Raw genomic sequence first — 17932 nt, forward strand, 5'->3', positions numbered from 1 at the left:
CCAGCGGCCGGCACTACCTGTATGGCTTACCAGCGCAGTTTGCGCCGCGCCAGCGCGGCCGCTAGTTGATCCATCGCCTGCTGTGCCCTTGCCTGCGGCAGATGGTGCAGGGTGAGTGCCACGTCGCCATGCGCACCGGCGGTATCCAGTTGCAGGCTGCTGGTGCCCAGCAGCTTGTCCAGCGGTGAACGCTGCAGGCGCAGGCCCTGCACCTTGTCCAGCTCGGCCCAGCGCCACCAGCGTTTCCACCAGCCGCCGCGCACGGCCACATAGTGCTCGTCCAGATACCAGCCCATGCGTGCCATCTGCCGGCGTGCGACCAACAGCGCGACCGGCAGCCAGGCCAGCACGACCAGGCCCCAGGGGCCCCAGCGCCAGTACGCGGCGACGGCCAGCAGCGGCACCAGCACCAGCGCGCCCAGGCACAGCCGCCACCAGCCGCGCTGCGGAATGGACTGCCAGTGCGCCGGCGGCCAGTCCAGCTGGGGTAGCAGGTGCTGCACCAGCTGTGTGCAGTGTTCGCGGGTTGCCAGCGGCGCCAGTTCGCGCAGCGCACGGTCCTCATCACGCGAAGGGCCACCGGCGGCACTGTCGATGCGCAGCTGGCGCAGCCCGAACCAGCGCTGCAGGGTGCCTTCGCGAAGGGTCCAGGCCTGGATGCGGCGACGTGCCACGCTGCTGCGGGTGCGGCTGAACATCCCGGCCGACACCGTCAGGCGGCGGTCCTGCTCGACGAGGGTGAAGCCGTGGTAACGCAACAGGGTCAGCACCACCGACAGCACGCGCAGCGCCAGCCAGCCCAGCAGCAGTGCTGCCGCCACCAGCAGGAAGGCGCCGGTCACGCCGGGGTGCAGGTGGCTGGCATAGCCGAAGGCCTCACGGCCGCCGCGCTGGATGGCATCGTCCATCACCGGCCGCGGCACCGTCTGGAACAGCACGCCGAACGCGGCCACCGCCAGTGCCCAGCCGCGGTTGGAGAGCAGTCCCATGCGCACCACGTCCCAGCTGGAGAGTCGCAGCAGCACGTGTTCGCTGTCGACGTCGGCAATGGGCGGCGCATCAACGGCGTCGACGGCCTGCGGCGCCTGCCCGCGCTGGCGGACCAGCCGTTCCAGCGCCAGTGCCTGGTCCAGCTTCAGTACCCGCATCTCCGCTTCAGGGCGCACACCACCGGCCGATTCCAGGCGCAGCTCGGCCACGCCGAACAGGCGGTGCAGCGGGTTCTGCCGCACTTCCACATTGTGGATGCGGGCGAACGGGATCTCGCGGCGGTTGCGCGCCAACAGGCCACTGCGCACGGTGATCGCATCGCTGCCGATGCGGTAGCGGTAGCTGAGGTACTGCAGCACTGACACCAGGACCAGCGCGGCAATTGCCGTCAACGGAATCAGCTGCGCCCACATCGGATCGCGGTCGCCGCGCTGGCCGAACACCAGCAGCGCGACCAGCGGCAGGAAGTAGTGGCGCAGCTGCATCAGCAGCACGAACAGCCACGACCACGGGTGCAGCCGGTGGTCCTCGGTACCGACGGGCAGCGGTGCAGGCAGGGGCGGCGGCAGGCTCACAGGGCGTCGGCGTCCTGGTCGAGCTGGTGGGACAGGGTGTCGCGCAGGCGTTCGGCGTCGGCTTCGTCCAGGCCGCTCACGGTCACCGCGCTCATGCGGGTGCCGGCGGTGTGCACGATCAGCGTGGCCAGGCCGGCACGGCGCTCCAGCGGGCCCCGGCGCAGATCGAGATGCTGCACCCGCGAGAGCGGGATGCGCGTTTCCAGCTGCCACATGAGGTCGCGGCGCAGGCCCAGGCCCTGTGCGTCCAGCCGCCAGCGGGTGCGGACCAGGCGTCGACGGCCCAGCCATGCACCAAAGGCCACACCCATCAGCAGCCCGGCCGCAGCGGTCCACAGGCCACCGGGCAGATCGAAGAACCACACCGCCGCCGCCAGTGGCAGGCCCGGGATGAACAGGCCGCCAAAGGCTCCTTCCAGTGCGGCCAGGCGGGCTGCGCGTTGCGGCAGTACCTGCCAATCAGTGGCGGGTGGTACAGGAATCGAGGCGTCGGTCACGCGGGCTCCGTCAGGCAGCAGGGCGGGCGGTAGCGGCCGTGGCCGCACCGCGCAGACGGTAGCAGGTCGGCTGCGTTACTGGGCAGCCTGGATCAGTGCATCGACATCCAGCAGGTGGCCGGCACGGTCGGCCTTGGTACGCAGGTAGTTCTCGTTCTCGGCAGTGATCTCGCCGGTGACCGGAATGCAGTCCAGCACTTCGATGCCGGCATTGCGCAGGCGCTGTGCCTTGGTCGGGTTGTTGCTGAGCAGCGCCACGCGCGAAATGCCCAGGCCACGCAGCATCGCCACCGCGCTGCCGTAGCGGCGCTCGTCGGCACCGAAGCCCAGCTGCGCATCGGCATCGATGGTGTCCAGGCCGTCGTGCTGGTATCCATAGGCGCGCATCTTGGCGGCGATGCCGGTGCCGCGGCCTTCCTGGTCCAGGTACAGCAGCACGCCACCGCCCAGCTCCTTCAGCTTGCGCAGGCCGCGCCGCAGCTGGTCGCCGCAGTCGCACTTGAGTGAACCGAACAGGTCGCCGGTCAGGCACGAAGAATGCACGCGTACCGGCACCACGGCCGACAGGTCCGGCTCGCCGACGATGATCGCGACCTGGTCGCGCTGCGCCACGCCGCCGCGGAAGACTGCGAAGGTGGTCATGCCGACGTCGCGCAGCGGCACCGGCGAACGCGCCACCAGTTCGTAGTCGTGGGCCGCATGTGCTGCGCCTTCGGCCAGGTCGCACAGGGCCACCTCGGCCGCACCGTCGAAAGTGTGGTCATCGGCGTCCAGGCGCACCGCGACCATCGCTGGCAGCAGCAGGCCCAGGCGGGCCAGCTCCACCGCGCCGGCATCGAAGGCGTCGCCGGCACTCCAGCCTTCCGGCATCGGACCGGGCTCGCGCAGGTAGCCCAGCGAGGGCAGGGCATCGAAGGCCACACCGCTCAGGGGCAGGCGCGCGCCCTGCGGTGCCTCCACGCCGAGCACGCGGGCACGGGTGGCGGTCAGGAACAGATAGTGGCGCTCGCGCGCGGCAGTGGCGAACGCGGCGAAGCTGCTGGCGGTGGCGCTGTCCAGCGCGATTACCGCAAGGCGCTGGCCCTGGCCATCGTGGAGCAGCACTGGGCGACCGGCACGCAGTTCGGCAACCGCGCGCTCGCAGCGGATCGCGGCCGGATCGCCGAACAGGGAAGAAGCAGCAGACATGGCAGGACCGGGGGAGGCGGACATCGCAGTCTCTATGGGGGCGACGGCGTCGTATTCAACGTGGTGCGGCCACAGGTCGCAGGGACCGGGCGGACCTGGGGGCCGCTGTCAGTGGGGATGCTCTTCGGTCGCGTAGGGGTCTTCCTCGTCGCTGCCCGGTGGCCGCAGCGTATAGCGCTTGTAGGTCCACTGGTACTGCGCCGGGTCGCGGCGGGCGATGCGTTCGATACCGGCGTTGAGGGCGGTGGCGGCCACCTGCGGGTCCGGATCGGCCACGGCCGGGTCGGTCGGCTCGATGTGCAGGGCGAATTCCATGTCCGGCCCGATGCGTTCGCACCAGCCATAGAGCACGGTGGCGCCGGTGCGTTCGGCCAGCCGGTTGACTAGGGTCATGGTCAGCGCCTGCACGCCGAAGAACGGCACGAACACGCCATCGCCGGCCTTGGGCTGCTGATCGGGCAGGATGCCGGTGGCGCCGCCGTCCTTGAGCACCTTGAACAGCTGGCGCACGGCCGGGCCTTCGGCGCGCACCTGCTGCACGTTCTGCCCGCCTCGCACCAGCTGCAGGAAGGCATCGCTGGCCTCGTCCTCCGGCGGCTTGTAGACGATGGCGATCTGCCCGCGCGAGGCCAGCCACTGGTTCAGCAGCTCCCAGTTGCCGAAGTGCGGGGCGGCCACGATCACGCCCTTGCCGCTGGCCAGCGCCGCGTCGTACAGGGCCTCGCCATGGCGCTGCTTCAGGTGCAGGCGCAGGTTGTCGGCCGGCGTCTGGCTCCACAGCCGCAGGGTTTCGATGGCCTGCAGGGCGGTGGAGCGCAGCAGCTCCCGGTGCAGCCGGTCGCGGGCAGCGCCGTCCAGCTCGGGGTAGGCCAGCTCCAGGTTGCGCCGGGTGACACGGCTCTCGCGGGCATTGAGGGCGATCCACGCCCACGCCAGCGCGCGCGCGAACGCCCGCAGCAGCGGCCAGGGCAGGCGGGCGAACAGGGTGGTGGCGCGGTAGACCAGCCGGGCTTTGCGTTGCGGATTCATCGGCGCCAGTTTAGCCAAGGGCGCTGCTATCGTGGCCGGCCCTGTTCATTGGAAGCCCACGATGCTCGTCCTGATCCAGCGTGTCAGCCAGGCCGCCGTCCATGTCGACGATGAGGCCGTGGGGCAGATCGGGCCCGGCCTGCTGGCCCTGGTCGGCATGGAGCCGGGCGATACCGAGGCCCAGCTGCGGCGGATGGCCGAGCGCCTGCTGGGCTATCGGGTATTCGCCGACGAGGCCGGGAAGATGAACCGCTCGCTGCGCGATACCGGCGGCGGCCTGCTGCTGGTCAGCCAGTTCACCCTGGCCGCCGACACCCGTTCGGGCATGCGGCCCAGCTTCACCACGGCCGCGCCGCCGGACGAGGCTGAACGCGGGTTCAATCGTTTTGTCGAGATCTGTCGTGAAAATCACGCGCCAGGGGTGGAAACGGGCCGATTTGGTGCCCATATGGTCGTCAGCCTGGTCAATGACGGTCCTGTGACCTTCCTTCTCCGGCCCTGAGCCTGCGGGACCACCGCCCGGCAGGCGGGGCCCCGGGCTGGTATAATGCTACGTTCCCTATTTCTCCCTAGCCGGTGGCGCGAGCACTACATGGCCAACGAACGTCCTGCCCAATCCGAAATCAAGCAACTGATCAGCAAGGGCCTGGAACAGGGCTACCTGACCTACGCCGAAGTCAATGACCATCTGCCGGACGACATGGTCGACCCGGAACAGATCGAAGACATCATCGGCATGATCAACGGCATGGGCATCGATGTCCATGAAGTTGCGCCGGATGTGGAAACCCTGCTTCTCAACGATGGCAACACCGGCAACCGCGAAGTCGATGACACCGCGGCCGAAGAAGCTGCCGCCGCGCTGAGCGCGCTCGACACCGAAGGTGGCCGTACCACCGACCCGGTGCGCATGTACATGCGCGAAATGGGCACCGTCGAGCTGCTGACCCGCGAAGGCGAAATCGCCATCGCCAAGCGCATCGAGGAAGGCCTTTCGCAGGTCCAGGCTGCCCTGGGCCAGTTCCCGGTTTCGGTCGAGTCGCTGCTGACCGACTACGAAGCCCACAAGGAAGGCAAGAAGCGCCTGGCCGAAGTGATCGTCGGCTTCAACGACCTGGCCGACGAAGAGCCGGCAGCGCCGGCGACCGCTGCCGATGACAGCGCCGATGCGGACGCCGAGGGCGACGAGGACGAGGACGATGATGTCGAGGGTGGCGAGGAAGAAGCCGCACCGACCGGTCCGGATCCGGAGGAAGTCGCTGCGCGCATGCAGGCGCTGAGCGATGCCTTCAACGCCTTCAGGAAGGCCGCGACCAAGGGCGACAAGAAGAACCTGCCGCGCCTGCGCGAGGAAATGTCGGCGGTGTTCGTCACCCTGAAGCTGCCGCTGCCGCTGACCGATGTGCTGACCAAGCAGCTGCGCGACACCATGGCGTCGATCAAGGCCCACGAGCGCCGCGTGCTGAACCTGGCCACCGTCACTGCGCGCATGCCGCGCAAGGACTTCATCCGTTCCTGGGAAGGCAACCAGACCAACCTGGAATGGGTGGAAGACGCACTGAAGCGCAAGCAGAAGTGGTCCTCGGCCCTGCGCGAAGTGAAGGACCAGATCATTGCCGAACAGCAGGCGACGATCGACATCGAGACGCTGACCCAGCTGGACCTGGAAGAGCTGAAGGAAATCAGCCGTGCCATGGCCTACGGTGAAGCCAAGGCGCGCAAGGCCAAGAAGGAAATGGTCGAGGCCAACCTGCGCCTGGTGATCTCGATCGCCAAGAAGTACACCAACCGTGGCCTGCAGTTCCTCGACCTGATCCAGGAAGGCAACATCGGCCTGATGAAGGCCGTGGACAAGTTCGAATACCGCCGCGGTTACAAGTTCTCGACCTACGCCACCTGGTGGATCCGCCAGGCGATCACCCGCTCGATCGCCGACCAGGCACGCACCATCCGTATTCCGGTGCACATGATCGAGACGATCAACAAGTTGAACCGCATTTCCCGCCAGATGCTCCAGCAGTACGGCCGCGAGGCTACGCCGGAGGAGCTGGCCAAGGAAATGGACATGCCGGAAGACAAGATCCGCAAGGTGATGAAGATCGCCAAGGAGCCGATCTCGATGGAAACCCCGATCGGCGACGACGAGGATTCCCATCTGGGCGACTTCATCGAGGACACCAACGTGGAGTCCCCGATCGAGAACACCACCAACATCAACCTGTCTGAAACCGTGCGCGACGTGCTGGCCGGCCTCACCCCGAGGGAAGCCAAGGTGCTGCGCATGCGCTTCGGCATCGACATGAACACCGACCACACGCTGGAAGAGGTCGGCAAGCAGTTCGACGTGACCCGCGAACGCATCCGCCAGATCGAAGCGAAGGCCCTGCGCAAGCTGCGTCACCCGAGCCGCTCGGAGCAGCTGCGCAGCTTCCTGGATATCGACTGATATCCAGCGGCTGTTGAAGCGTTGAGAGAAACCCCGCCTGGTGCGGGGTTTTTCTTTTTGGGGTTGCCCGTGCCTTCTGTAGAGCTGAGCCATGCTCGGCTGCTGTTCGCGATTGCCGGGTAGCCGGGCGAGTGCAGGCTCTACTACACTGTGACGCTGCGCCGGGCCTATAGCTCAACGGTTAGAGCAGGGGACTCATAATCCCTTGGTTCCAGGTTCGAATCCTGGTGGGCCCACCAATCGACCTCGCACGATCGAGTGCGGATTGTGGGGGGAGGCACAAGTTGACCGTTAAGGCCAACTAGTACTGACGTCCGAAGCATGAGTTGGCCCTAAGTCGCTGGCATTTCCAAGTAAAACCTGGCGCGACGAGGAACGATCATCCTGTGAGGCACAAGTTGACCTAAATGGCCAACTTATGCTGACGTGCTTTCCCGCCTTCTTAAAGAGCTTTCTCTTAAACTCGGGCTTGTTTCTTACTGCCACCGGTTGTTAACGGCGCTATGATCCGAGGGACGAACTCTGGTGATCTCCACATGGGGCATGAAAGTTCAGAACGGGATTGGAAAAGTGAGCCGTCGTGCTCGGTGGAGGCGGCCTCCGCAGAGCGGAGAGGCCAGCTTGCGCGCAATTGGCTGACCTCGGTCGAGGTGGCCAAGCGCTTCGCAATCGATGACCAAGACGTGGCTCGGCAGATGAATCAACTGCGAGGAGCGGGGACTGTCCTGGCTGTCTACTGGGAAATGGACGGTGGAAGCTGGCGTTACCCGGAATGGCAATTTGGAAAAGACGGTCAACCGCTCCCATTTCTTACAGAGATCATAGGAGTGCTTCGCGAAAGTGGCCTGTTCTTGGACGCACAGGGCATGTCCACAGGGTGGGGCGAATTAGAGTGGTTCATGACCCGCCATGCGCTTCTTGGTGCATTCACCCCAATCGAAGTTCTTCAGACGGACCCTTGCAGCGTGCTGAGGGCAGCTGAGCAGGAGTTTTACAGTGGCTAGTAGGATTGAGCGTACCCGCAGAGCCGCTGGATAGTGCAGACTCCTCGTGTGAGAGGCGCCTTTCCTAGGGTGGCATGTCTGCTGCTAGTCGAAAGCAGACGTCGCAACTCGCGCGATCCGCATGTATGTTTCTTGCAGTAGATCCAGGTTCGCCGGCTGTGAGGAGGAGGGCGGTGGCACGAGCCATGTTCGACTCCAAATAGTCATCAACTCAACTCGGATCCGGCCGCCGATGGGCCGCAAGTGGCAGAGGTGACTCGCATGTGCGCCGAAGTCGTGGCCCAGCCCCGAATCTCGGGGCTGAGTAACGTGATTCTTCACATGAAGTAAGGCTTGTCGCCATCGGTCCAGGGCTTGTTTGCGCCGATGTTGCCCCTGCTGTGGAGAGTGGGGTTCTCGATGATCTTCACAACCAAATCCGCAACGCTCTTGCGTGAAATGACCGTGCCCTTGAAGGGTTCGTCCTTCTCGGTGGTTTCATAGTCAACCTCATCTTCGTCGGTCAACCACGCCGCACGAATGATCGTGTAGTCGAGGCCTGAGGCTTCAATCAGGTCGGCCGAGGTTCGATAGGGCGGCAGGTACTGGCCAATCTCTTCCTTGTTCCACTCGCCGAAGGCACCAGGCACCTCATCGTAGATCCCCAGGGAGTTGACGAAGATCAGGCGCTTCACACCCTGCGACTTCATCACTGAAATGATGGTCTCGGTCTGCTTGTCCACGTTGCCAGCGAGGTTGGCGTAGACAATGTCCTTACCGTGCATTGCCAGCGCCAAGCCCTTCTTGTCCAGAACGTCGCCGATGACCACTCTCGCGTTTGCAGGCTCGCTGCCTGTGACGTTCTTTGGGTTCCGCAGATACAAGGTCTGCTCGACCTCTGGGTGCTGGCCCAGCATCTGGACTGCCCAACGGGCGATCTGTCCACTTGCTCCAAGTACAAGTACGTTGTTCATGTCTTCTACTCTCACTCTGTCGTATGTATCTCGAGACCTAATGCCTCAGCGCATGTGCTTATCCAGGAACTGAAGGACAAGTTCTGGATGCCTGCCAAACCAGTTGTAGCCATCCTTGAAGCGACGCGACGTACCGTCGATCCAGATGAGCTGCTTCTCGGCGCTGCCGATCAAGTCAAAGGTCTCCTGGGCATCCCGCGGGTTGGGTGCCGCGGCGTCATCGGTCAGCTGCCACATCAGAACCGGCATCTGCACGTCTGGGGCATAGGGGCGGGGGCTCATCGCAGCCGCTGGGAAGCCCCCCAACTTCATGAACTCAAGATCGACAAGCTCCCGATAGCGCTCGATTCCCATCCGCTCGGTGGCCCGGTTCACCAAGCCCTCGGGAGTGGGAACCATCGGACTGCACATGCACAGAACGTTCTCAAACAGTTCCGGGTGCTTTGAGATGGCGACGTACTGGGAGATTCCTCCCAGGCATTGACTGAAGAGCCCCACCTTCATCTTTCCAAGCAGAGGGTGCGCATCCACAAAGCGCTTCACGCCCACGCAGTCGCGCCATTCCCACTGGCCAAGCCCACTGACTCCATTGTTGGCCGCCGAGCTGTTGCCATGATTGCGCAGATCGTAGGTCAGTACGTTGTAGCCAGCATCGGTCAGGTGCTTGTACTGAAGTACGAAGTCGATCTCGCCATCATCCACGTTGCTCCATGGCGGCCCGAAGTGCCCCGGGAAGCCGGAGCGACACATGGGCGAGGCGTGATTGAAGATGATCAGCTTATCGCTCATTCCACCCTTGGCTGGAATCAGCCAAGCCTCAAGTGGCGTACCATCCTCGGACGGGATCGAAAGATCCTCCCACTCGGTCATGCCGTGATCGGAAGGATCCTTATGCAGGAAGCTCCGGAGGGGTCGAATGATGCCCGCCAAGGCCTTGACCATGTTGTGGTCTTCCGGCGAGATGGCGGCAAGCTGCTGCATCGCCTCTCGAAGGCGATCTTGTTCGATGCGTGCCATAGATCTTTCTTCCTGGATTCAGATTTCGGCGCTTCATTGCGAAGCGCATGACGCTGTCCGGCTCCCCGGCCAGAGCTCTGCCCTGACCGGAGATCGAGTGGTGCTCGTGGCGTCTGGTTACAGGTTGTCTTTGTAGAACGGGACGAGCTTGGCCAGTGCCTGGCCGACCGGCTCAGGCTTGTCGTAGAGGTCGTAGTGAGACCAGCCTTCAACGACGACCAGCTCCTTCTTCTTGGAGGCGGCACGACCGATGATCTCGCAACCATCGCGATATGCACCGAAACCACCGACCTTGTCGCCCACGACAACCATGAGTGGCTGAGTCAGCAGAACTTCGGCCAGATGGAAGGCATCCCAGCCCACTGCCGCTCCCTGATGGGAGAACAGCGACCGATTCAGACCGTGCGGCTTCTGCCCCCGTGGAGTGCGGTAGTAGTCCGTTGCCTCAAGGACATCGATCTCTTTGATCCCGGCCTGGCGGCCCGCCTCTACGGACGGCGGCAACAGATCATCAACCCGCAGTGCCTCCCCACGCATTTCAGCGGTGCGCTGAGCGGCGATCGCTTCCAATGCACCAATCGGGTCGAAGTTGCTGAAGCCTTCGCGGAACAGGCGGCCATAGTTGGCGCCGGTGATGGTGCCGACGGCCTTGATCCTGCGCTCGGTCATCGCGGCGTTGATTGAATAGCCACCGCCACCGCAGATACCAAGAACGCCGATGCGTGCGTCGTCGACGTAGGGAAGCGTGACGAGGTAGTCGACGACGTGGCGGAAGTCCTCCACTCGCAACGTCGGATCCTCAATGAAACGCGGTTCACCGCCGCTGGCGCCCTGGAAGCTCGCGTCGAAGGCAATGACAACAAAGCCTTCCTGGGCCAGTGCAGTGCCGTAGACGTTGCCGGAGGTCTGTTCCTTGCAACTGCCAATCGGGTGCGCGCTGATGATGGTGGGGTAGCGCTTGGACTTGTCGAAGCCAGGGGGGAAGTGGATATCTGCAGCAATATCCCAGTACATGTCGGGGTTGCGGATCTTTACGCTTTCCATGGTGCGTCCTCGGGTAGGGGCTGCGGTCAAATGCCGTTGTTGCATCGCTACGGCGAAAGGGATTGCGTCGCCGGCAGGGAAAGAGTAAGAAAGCGATTGAGTCGGAACAAGATGGTAATTCCGACCGCAGAGTCAATAATTTGTTTACAGTAGAGACGCCTAGATGGATCCCTCCCTGCTCCCCGCCTTGGCGTGGTTCACCCACATCGCCACGCATCGAAGTTTCACCAAGGCTGCCAATGAGGCTGGCGTATCGAAGGCGGCTCTGTCACAAAGCCTCAAAACGCTAGAGCGGCAGCTGGACGTGAAGCTGTTGTACCGAACGACGCGTGATATGTCGCTCACGGAGGATGGTCAACGTCTCTTTGACAGCGTCAGCCCGGCACTGGGAATTATCGAGCGCTCGCTTCGGGAGCTGAGCGCGGCGGGCGGAGCGCCGTCAGGCCTGCTACGCATCAGCACGTCTCACGTGGCGGCCAAATACCTGATACAGCCCCATCTGGCTGAGTTGGGCAGGCGCTATCCAGGGCTCAAGCTCGAGCTGATGATGGACGATCGCCTGTCCAACATTGTTGCCGAAGGTGCCGACGCGGGGATCCGGCTGGGTGAGAGCCTGGCCGAGCACATGATCGCTGTTCCCATCTCGCCCAAGATCGAGCTGGTGGTTGCAGGATCACCAGCCTATTTCGAGCGCAATCCCATTCCCAGAACTCCCACGGATCTGGCTTCGCACAACTGTGTCGGGTTCAGGAGCATGGCCACTGGAGCGATTCACGGCTGGGAGTTCACCAGCCCGGAGCCGGAGTCCCACGAGTTCTCGGTTTCACCCCAAGGGGCGTTCATCACCAACGATGACGAAGCCATGATCGATGCCGCGCTGCAGGGCGTGGGCCTGGTTCAGCACATGGACATCGCGCTCCGCCAGCACCTTGAGTCCGGACGGCTGATCCCGGTGCTTCAGGACTGGTCGCGGCCATTCCCTGGCTTCTACATCTATGCCCCCTCCCGAGATCAGATGCCGGCCAAGGTCAGGGCGCTGATCGATCTGCTGGTGGAAATGCGATCGGCATAGCGCCCGGCGGGTCCCTCACGAAGCTGTCTGGATCCAAAGTCTGAACAGCCGTCCATTGCAAAGTTGTACGTGAACGTATACGTTTACGTGCACCTTGCATCGGGCCAATGTCATGACCAGCAGCGATACCCAGCCCTCGATCACCGTAAGAGACGCAGCGGAACGGCTCGGCGTGACCCCGAGGACGCTGAAGTACTACGAGGAGCGTGGCCTGGTCGTTCCGCAGCGCAGCGACGGCCGCTACCGGCTGTACAGCGAGGAAGATCTCGCGCGCATGGCGCGGATTCTTCGCCTGCGTTCCCTTGGCTTCTCGCTGCAGGGCATCGCCGAGATGCTCAAGCGCCCAGTGGAGACGCTCGATGATGGCAGCACGATCTACGCGGACGCCTCGCTTCGCGAGATATCCCAGGGCCTCAGTGAGCAGATCGCGGCCCTGGATGCGCGCATCGCCGCGGCACGGAAGGAGCTGAAAGAGGCCGAAGCACTGCGCACCGAACTAAATGACGATCTGGACTACGTCAACGAGCGACTCTCTGGCCAGAGCCAAGACGCAATGCGCGGCAAGCGGATTCTCGCCCGGAGCAAGAGGGCGGCGGGCGAAGGCCAGGAGAGCTAAGTCGTGGACGCTGCTCTGTCTCAGGACGGGGATTCACGAGGGCGCGAGTCCGTCTCAGCCTTGATGACCTGGGCCCTCGCTCTGACCGTGGCGCTGGATTACTTCGACCACGCCGCTTTCACCTATTTCGCCAGCCACATCGCAGGTGGCGTCAGTGCCAGCTCATCTGAGCTGGTATGGGCAAGCAGCGCATACGCCATCACCTCCGTGCTGGGAATCGTTCAGCAGCAGTGGTGGGTGGAACGGCTGGGCTACCGGCGATACATCACCGCTTCTCTGCTCCTCTTTGCCGTGACCGCCGCGCTAGCGGGCATCGCGGAGTCTGCCTTCCAACTGATGCTCGCCCGTGGGCTTCAGGGCTATGCCATGGGCCCCATGCTCAGCGCTTGTCGTATCGCACTGCAGCGGGGCACAGAGGGTGCCCAACGGGCAAAAGGACTGAGAAAGTTTCTCTCTCTGATCCTTCTGGGAAGCGCACTTGCACCACTAGTGGGCGGCTATCTGGTGGTACAGGAAGGCTGGAGCGCATTGTTCATCGCAACAGCCGTCGCTGCCATACCGGTTGCCATACTGGCCTACGTCGCGCTGCCTGACCTGGGCGTCCTTCCCCAGGAGGAGCACGGTGAGAGCCATGCCGGACCTTACATCCTTTTCGCCGTTGCCATCTCCGCGCTGCAGATCTCGATGCAGCAGGTGCGATTCGAGTTGTTTGCCAGTTCGCCGGCACTGGTCGCCAGCGCGCTGGCAGGGATCGCAGCACTCAGTTGGTTCGCGCATCACCAGTGGCATCATCAAAGGCCCCTGCTGCGGCTGCATGCCGTCAGGCAGCAGACCTTCCGCACCGGGCTGGTGATGTATGTCTGCTTCTACTACGCAAACAATGCGTTGAACTTTCTCACGTCGCGCTTCCTAGAAGGCGGCCTAGGCTATCCCGTCGACAAGGCTGGCCAGATCGTTGGCGCAACCGCACTGCTAGCGCTGCCCCTGGTCTTCATCTACTTCCGTGTGTCGCCGCTGCTGCCACGGAAGAAATGGCTGATCCTGCCTGGCTATGTTGTGGCATTCCTAGTCTGCGCCTGGTTCACCGCGATTCCCCCGAACACAAGCCAAGAGTGGCTGGTGCCACCTTTGTTCTTCCGCGGCGCGCTACTTCTGACCATGGCGCTGCCCGTCGCGTCGGTGACTTTCAGCATGTTCGAGGCGGATGACTACAGCCATGCCTACAGGCTGAAGAACGTCGTCAAGCAACTAACGCTGTCGTTCTCGACGGCAACGTTCATCGCGCTCGAACAGCATCGATCCCAGCTTCACTACTCCCGGCTTGCGGAGAACGTGAGCATCTACAACCCGAACTTCAACGAACATCTGGACCGACTGGCAGCAAGCCTGGTTGTTCATAGCGGTGATCTGGCAAAGGCCCGGATGGATGCCATTGCACAGATCTATCGCGAGCTGATGCGACAGGTCGATTTCCTGAGCATCCAGGACGGCTACGTGCTGCTGGCAATCGTCATTGCATTCTCGGGAGTCTTTGCCTTGGCGCAGAGATCCATCCGCTAAATCGCATCAGAAAGCCGAAGCATCACGCACCTGTGCCAGAAGCCGGCACGGGATGACCAAACGCATCTTCAGAACACGAATTGGCAATCATGGATTGACACTGCGTCAATCCCTCCCGTCTTTTTCGAAGTGCCAGAGCTGCCTAGCATCCCCATGCAAAGGAACCTCCATCGCTTCATCCATTGAAGAAGAGGAACAGAGCAATGCGCGGAATGGTATTCAAGGGAAACTGCGAAGTGGAAGTAATGAACTTCGCAGATCCCGTGCCGGGCCCAGGTGAGGCCATCATCGAGATCAAGGCCTCGGGGATGTGTGGCACGGATCTTCACTACTATCGGCATGGCATGGCCGAAGCCCTGGACATGCTCGGCATGCGCAGCAGGATGACGTCAGACGTCATCATCGGCGGGCACGAGCCCTGTGGCGTCATCGCAGAGATCGGCCCAGGCAGCGAACGCGGCTCGTTCCGCAAGGGTGATCGGGTCATCGTCTTCCACTACGACGGATGCAGCACCTGCGAGCACTGCAGGTCGGGATGGACTCAGCTCTGCGACCAGGGCGCCAAGATCTACGGCGTGTTGGGTGATGGCGGACACGCGAACTACATGAAGGTTCCGGTGACGTCGCTGGTGCACCTGCCCGCCGATGTCAGCTTCAAGGGCGGTGCGGCGATCGCCTGTGGTACCGGCACCGCATACGGCGCGCTGCAACGCCTGGATATCAGCGCCAGAGACACGCTGGCCGTGTACGGCCTGGGCCCGGTGGGCCTTTCGGTAGCGCAGATGGCGGCTGCCATGGGGGTTGAAGTCTTGGGTGTGGACATCAATGCGGAACGGGTTGCCCAGTCAAAGCGCTTCGGCGTCGCACATGCCATCGACGCAAGTACTTCAGACCCCATTGAAGAGATCCACAAGCTCACGACTGGCCGAGGCGTGTCCTGCTCGATCGATTGCGCCGGCGGGCCTATTCCTCGCGCCCAGGCCATTCGAAGCACACGCACCTGGGGCCGTACTGCCCTGGTGGCGGTAGGCGGTGAACTGAAGATCGACGTCATGCGGGACCTGATCGGCAAGCAGCGGAACGTTATCGGCTCCTTCACGCTGTCCGAGACTGCCATGGACGAATGCGCGCGCTTCATCGCAAGCCATGGCGTGAAGGTCGACGACCTGTTCACCAGCGAATGGCGCCTGGAACAGGCAAACGAGGCCTATGCCGACTTCAACAAGCAAGCCAGTGGAAAAGGCGTGTTCCTTTTCTAACCTCCTCAACACTATTCAACAGAACTCATCAAACCTGGAGAAGAACATGAAACGCACTATCGACCTCAAGCATCCGGACCGCCTTTTCATTGGTGGCCAGTGGGTCGCACCCGATTCGAATGAAACGTTCGACGTTCTGGACTGCTCTACCGAAGACGTGATTGCATCGGTACCCAAAGCGAACTCTGTGGACATGCAGCGCGCAGTCGATGCGGCACGTGATGCCTTCGACAACAGACCGTGGGCGCGGATGACGCCGCAGGAGCGGGCCGGCTACCTGGAGAAGATTGCCGCACGCCTGGAGGCAAGGAATGATGACTTCGCGCGCGTCTGGTCCCTGGAGACCGGCATCGTCTTCAAGGTCGCTCAGCCTCGCATCGGGCTGTTCATCAGCGGCGCATTCCGCCAGTACGCAGAGATGGCGTCGACGTTCCCATTTACCGAAGAACACCGCTCGGTGACCGGCAATCTTGGCTACCGGGTCTACGAGCCGGTAGGTGTCGTCGCGGAGATCATTCCGTGGAATGGTCCGGCAGGCCTGATGGCCTACAAGACGGCCCCCGCACTGCTGGCCGGCTGCACGTTGGTAATCAAATCCTCGCCCGAAGCCCCTTGCTCGGCTTACATGCTTGCTGAGATCTGCGAAGAGGTGGGTTTGCCGCCGGGCGTGATCAATGTGGTCACTGCCGATCGTGACGTTTCCGAGGAATTGGTGGCCAACCCGGCTGTGGACAAGATCACCTTCACTGGCTCCACCGGCGCCGGCAAGCGCATTGCAGCGGTCGCCTCGGAGCGCGTCGCACGGGTGACGCTGGAGCTAGGTGGAAAGTCGCCCGCGATCATCCTGGATGACTATGACATCGAAGAGGCTGCAAAGATCCTTGGCAACTCCTACTTCACCTACAACACCGGACAGATCTGCCACAGCTTGACCCGCATCGTGGTCCCGCGAGCAAAGCATGATCAGATGGTGGAGGCGCTTGCCAAGATCGCCCGGGGAATCAAGTTGGGTGATCCGCTTGATGAGGGCACTGGGTCTGGACCGCTGGCAAGTGCACGCCAGCGCGATACCGTCCAACGCTTCGTAGACCAGGGTGTTGCCGAAGGCGCAACTCTTGCCGCGGGTGGCAAGCGGCCGGAAGGAATCGAGAAGGGCTTCTTCTTCGAGCCGACCGTGTTCGGCAATGTCGACAACATGTCCACCATCGCTCAGGAAGAGATCTTTGGACCGGTGCTCTGCGTTATTCCTGCCAATGACGAGGAAGACGCAATCCGGATCGCCAATGAGAGCCGCTTCGGACTCAATGCCGCGGTGTTCACAAACGATCCGAAGAAGGCCTTCGAAGTCGCAAGGAAGATTCGTGCTGGCACCGTTGGCCACAATGGTCCGCGTACCGATTTCTCTATCGGCTTTGGCGGCTTCAAGCAGTCTGGTGTTGGCCGCGAAGGCGGTGTTGAAGGTCTGGTCGCCTTCATGGAATCGAAGACGGTCGTAATGGCTTGAACACCATACCTGCCAGTTGGCGGGTAGGCGGCACTCCTTAGGTAGGCGGAAGTGGTAGCCCATAGAACCCTGCGCGGAACAACTCGCGCAGGAATTCTTGATGCAGTGCTGTCACGGCCGGTCATTGGCGTAACTTCTCGCCAAAAGCGGGCGTCGGGTAGGGCAAGGATTAGGGATGTTTACCGAAGGTAGGGGATGTCCGCTCTTGGACCCAAACGACCTCGCAGGCCTCCAGCCACTGTCCGGATTCTGTCGTCGAGATGGCTCGTGTGCCAGCCCCGAAGTGCTTAGGCCTGACTCTGGCCCCAAGCCCCCAGATTCCAGACCAAGCAGTCCACATCGCGCCTTGCGGGTCGACGTAGCATCAACGCTTGGAGCATTGAGCACTTCCGCTGAATGCGTTCAGTCTACGGAAGCTATTGAATGAACATGAAGCAGACGACGGCGGGCGGCGGTGCTCCCATGCGCGGTGATCGGCGGGATACCGAGATCCGGAACTACGTGATGAACCTCGGCCCCCAACATCCTGCGGCACATGGGGTACTGCGTCTTGTGCTTGAGATGGATGGCGAGACCGTTGTGCGCGCGGATCCGCATGTGGGCCTGCTGCACCGGGGCACCGAGAAGCTGGCGGAGTCCAAGCCCTTCAACCAGTCCATCGGCTACATGGATCGGCTGGACTACGTGTCCATGATGTGCAATGAACATGCCTACGTACGTGCGATTGAGACCCTTCTGGGAATCGATGCACCCATCAGGGCACAGTACATCCGCACGATGTTCGATGAGATCACCCGTATCCTCAATCACCTCATGAACATCGGAACGGGCGCGCTGGACCTGGGCGCCATGGCCGTGATGCTCTAYGCATTCCGGGAACGCGAAGAGCTGATGGACTGCTACGAGGCGGTATCCGGCGCTCGAATGCATGCCACCTACTACCGGCCAGGCGGTGTGTACCGTGATCTGCCTGACCAGATGCCGAAGTACAAGGAGTCACGCTGGAAGAAGGGGAAGGAGCTGCGGCGGCTGAACGTCGCGAGAGAAGGGTCACTGCTCGATTTCATCGAGAATTTCACCCGCGAGTTCCCGAACCGCATTGATGAGTACGAAACCCTGCTCACCGACAACAGAATCTGGAAGCAGCGCACGGTGGGCATTGGCGTTGTGAGCCCGCA

At 62.7% G+C, this 17932-nt stretch carries 15 protein-coding genes and 1 tRNA gene; 9 read left to right on the forward strand and 7 right to left on the reverse strand.

Going from position 1 to position 17932, the window contains the following annotated elements; genetic code table 11:
* Positions 1-26 precede the first annotated feature (26 nt).
* The 4 genes from D7T59_RS03065 to D7T59_RS03080 all read right to left on the reverse strand — a co-directional run bounded on the left by D7T59_RS03065 (position 27) and on the right by D7T59_RS03080 (position 4279).
* Positions 27-1565, reverse strand: a complete 1539-nt coding sequence (locus D7T59_RS03065) for a PH domain-containing protein (protein ID WP_180853441.1) — start codon at positions 1563-1565, stop codon at positions 27-29.
* The gene (locus D7T59_RS03070; RefSeq protein ID WP_180853442.1) at positions 1562-2062 is read right to left on the reverse strand and encodes a PH domain-containing protein; all 501 of its coding nucleotides are present in this window, start codon (positions 2060-2062) and stop codon (positions 1562-1564) included. The genes D7T59_RS03065 and D7T59_RS03070 overlap by 4 nt, the downstream gene beginning before the upstream one ends.
* A 75-nt stretch (positions 2063-2137) precedes the next feature.
* Positions 2138-3274 carry a GTP cyclohydrolase II RibA gene (gene ribA / locus D7T59_RS03075; RefSeq protein ID WP_164136758.1) on the reverse strand — a complete coding sequence of 379 codons (1137 nt, stop codon included), beginning with the start codon at positions 3272-3274 and terminating at the stop codon, positions 2138-2140.
* An 84-nt stretch (positions 3275-3358) separates the two neighbouring features.
* The gene (locus D7T59_RS03080) at positions 3359-4279 is read right to left on the reverse strand and encodes a lauroyl acyltransferase (protein ID WP_099554591.1); all 921 of its coding nucleotides are present in this window, start codon (positions 4277-4279) and stop codon (positions 3359-3361) included.
* A 61-nt stretch (positions 4280-4340) separates the two neighbouring features.
* Here D7T59_RS03080 and dtd point away from each other — a divergent pair, with 61 nt between their 5' ends.
* The 3 genes from dtd to D7T59_RS03095 all read left to right on the forward strand — a co-directional run bounded on the left by dtd (position 4341) and on the right by D7T59_RS03095 (position 6964).
* A complete protein-coding gene (dtd, locus tag D7T59_RS03085) occupies positions 4341-4781 on the forward strand; it encodes a D-aminoacyl-tRNA deacylase (RefSeq protein WP_043034581.1) in 441 nt (146 codons plus the stop codon).
* A gap of 90 nt (positions 4782-4871) precedes the next feature.
* Positions 4872-6725, forward strand: a complete 1854-nt coding sequence (gene rpoD, locus D7T59_RS03090) for an RNA polymerase sigma factor RpoD (protein ID WP_180853443.1) — start codon at positions 4872-4874, stop codon at positions 6723-6725.
* Positions 6726-6888: 163 nt separating this feature from the next.
* Positions 6889-6964: transfer RNA gene (locus D7T59_RS03095), tRNA-Ile, on the forward strand.
* A gap of 1082 nt (positions 6965-8046) precedes the next feature.
* Here the strand turns inward: D7T59_RS03095 and D7T59_RS03100 are convergent.
* From D7T59_RS03100 to D7T59_RS03110, 3 genes are all read right to left on the reverse strand, one after another.
* Entirely contained in the window at positions 8047-8682 is a 636-nt protein-coding gene (locus D7T59_RS03100) for an SDR family oxidoreductase (RefSeq protein ID WP_180853444.1), read from the reverse strand.
* A gap of 45 nt (positions 8683-8727) precedes the next feature.
* Complete coding sequence (locus tag D7T59_RS03105; protein ID WP_180853445.1) at positions 8728-9699, reverse strand: alpha/beta hydrolase family protein; 972 nt, start codon at positions 9697-9699, stop codon at positions 8728-8730.
* 117 nt (positions 9700-9816) lie between these two features.
* A complete protein-coding gene (locus D7T59_RS03110; protein ID WP_180853446.1) occupies positions 9817-10743 on the reverse strand; it encodes an alpha/beta hydrolase in 927 nt (308 codons plus the stop codon).
* Positions 10744-10906: 163 nt separating this feature from the next.
* Between D7T59_RS03110 and D7T59_RS03115 the strand changes: the two genes are divergently transcribed.
* The 6 genes from D7T59_RS03115 to D7T59_RS03140 all read left to right on the forward strand — a co-directional run.
* The gene (locus D7T59_RS03115) at positions 10907-11815 is read left to right on the forward strand and encodes a LysR family transcriptional regulator (RefSeq protein WP_180853447.1); all 909 of its coding nucleotides are present in this window, start codon (positions 10907-10909) and stop codon (positions 11813-11815) included.
* A gap of 112 nt (positions 11816-11927) precedes the next feature.
* Positions 11928-12431 carry a MerR family transcriptional regulator gene (locus D7T59_RS03120; protein WP_180853448.1) on the forward strand — a complete coding sequence of 168 codons (504 nt, stop codon included), beginning with the start codon at positions 11928-11930 and terminating at the stop codon, positions 12429-12431.
* A 3-nt stretch (positions 12432-12434) separates the two neighbouring features.
* Positions 12435-13991, forward strand: a complete 1557-nt coding sequence (locus tag D7T59_RS03125) for an MFS transporter (RefSeq protein WP_219629646.1) — start codon at positions 12435-12437, stop codon at positions 13989-13991.
* Between the two features lie 212 nt (positions 13992-14203).
* The gene (locus D7T59_RS03130) at positions 14204-15250 is read left to right on the forward strand and encodes a zinc-dependent alcohol dehydrogenase family protein (RefSeq protein WP_219629645.1); all 1047 of its coding nucleotides are present in this window, start codon (positions 14204-14206) and stop codon (positions 15248-15250) included.
* A 46-nt stretch (positions 15251-15296) separates the two neighbouring features.
* A complete protein-coding gene (locus D7T59_RS03135) occupies positions 15297-16754 on the forward strand; it encodes an aldehyde dehydrogenase (RefSeq protein ID WP_180853450.1) in 1458 nt (485 codons plus the stop codon).
* Between the two features lie 429 nt (positions 16755-17183).
* Positions 17184-17932 (forward strand): NADH-quinone oxidoreductase subunit D-related protein (locus D7T59_RS03140; RefSeq protein WP_475290007.1); only part of this gene is annotated, 749 nt, incomplete at its 3' end.

This window comes from Stenotrophomonas maltophilia (assembly GCF_013464915.1).
GTDB classification, from domain to species: domain Bacteria; phylum Pseudomonadota; class Gammaproteobacteria; order Xanthomonadales; family Xanthomonadaceae; genus Stenotrophomonas; species Stenotrophomonas maltophilia_AT.

Excerpts from the sequence above, each read along its gene's own strand:
- ribA (WP_164136758.1), bottom strand. The coding sequence starts at position 3,274 with ATGTCCGCCTCCCCCGGTCCTGCCATGTCTGCTGCTTCTTCCCTGTTC.
- D7T59_RS03080 (WP_099554591.1), bottom strand. The coding sequence starts at position 4,279 with ATGAATCCGCAACGCAAAGCCCGGCTGGTCTACCGCGCCACCACCCTG.
- dtd (WP_043034581.1), top strand. The coding sequence starts at position 4,341 with ATGCTCGTCCTGATCCAGCGTGTCAGCCAGGCCGCCGTCCATGTCGAC.
- rpoD (WP_180853443.1), top strand. The coding sequence starts at position 4,872 with ATGGCCAACGAACGTCCTGCCCAATCCGAAATCAAGCAACTGATCAGC.
- D7T59_RS03100 (WP_180853444.1), bottom strand. The coding sequence starts at position 8,682 with ATGAACAACGTACTTGTACTTGGAGCAAGTGGACAGATCGCCCGTTGG.
- D7T59_RS03105 (WP_180853445.1), bottom strand. The coding sequence starts at position 9,699 with ATGGCACGCATCGAACAAGATCGCCTTCGAGAGGCGATGCAGCAGCTT.
- D7T59_RS03110 (WP_180853446.1), bottom strand. The coding sequence starts at position 10,743 with ATGGAAAGCGTAAAGATCCGCAACCCCGACATGTACTGGGATATTGCT.
- D7T59_RS03115 (WP_180853447.1), top strand. The coding sequence starts at position 10,907 with ATGGATCCCTCCCTGCTCCCCGCCTTGGCGTGGTTCACCCACATCGCC.
- D7T59_RS03120 (WP_180853448.1), top strand. The coding sequence starts at position 11,928 with ATGACCAGCAGCGATACCCAGCCCTCGATCACCGTAAGAGACGCAGCG.
- D7T59_RS03130 (WP_219629645.1), top strand. The coding sequence starts at position 14,204 with ATGGTATTCAAGGGAAACTGCGAAGTGGAAGTAATGAACTTCGCAGAT.
- D7T59_RS03135 (WP_180853450.1), top strand. The coding sequence starts at position 15,297 with ATGAAACGCACTATCGACCTCAAGCATCCGGACCGCCTTTTCATTGGT.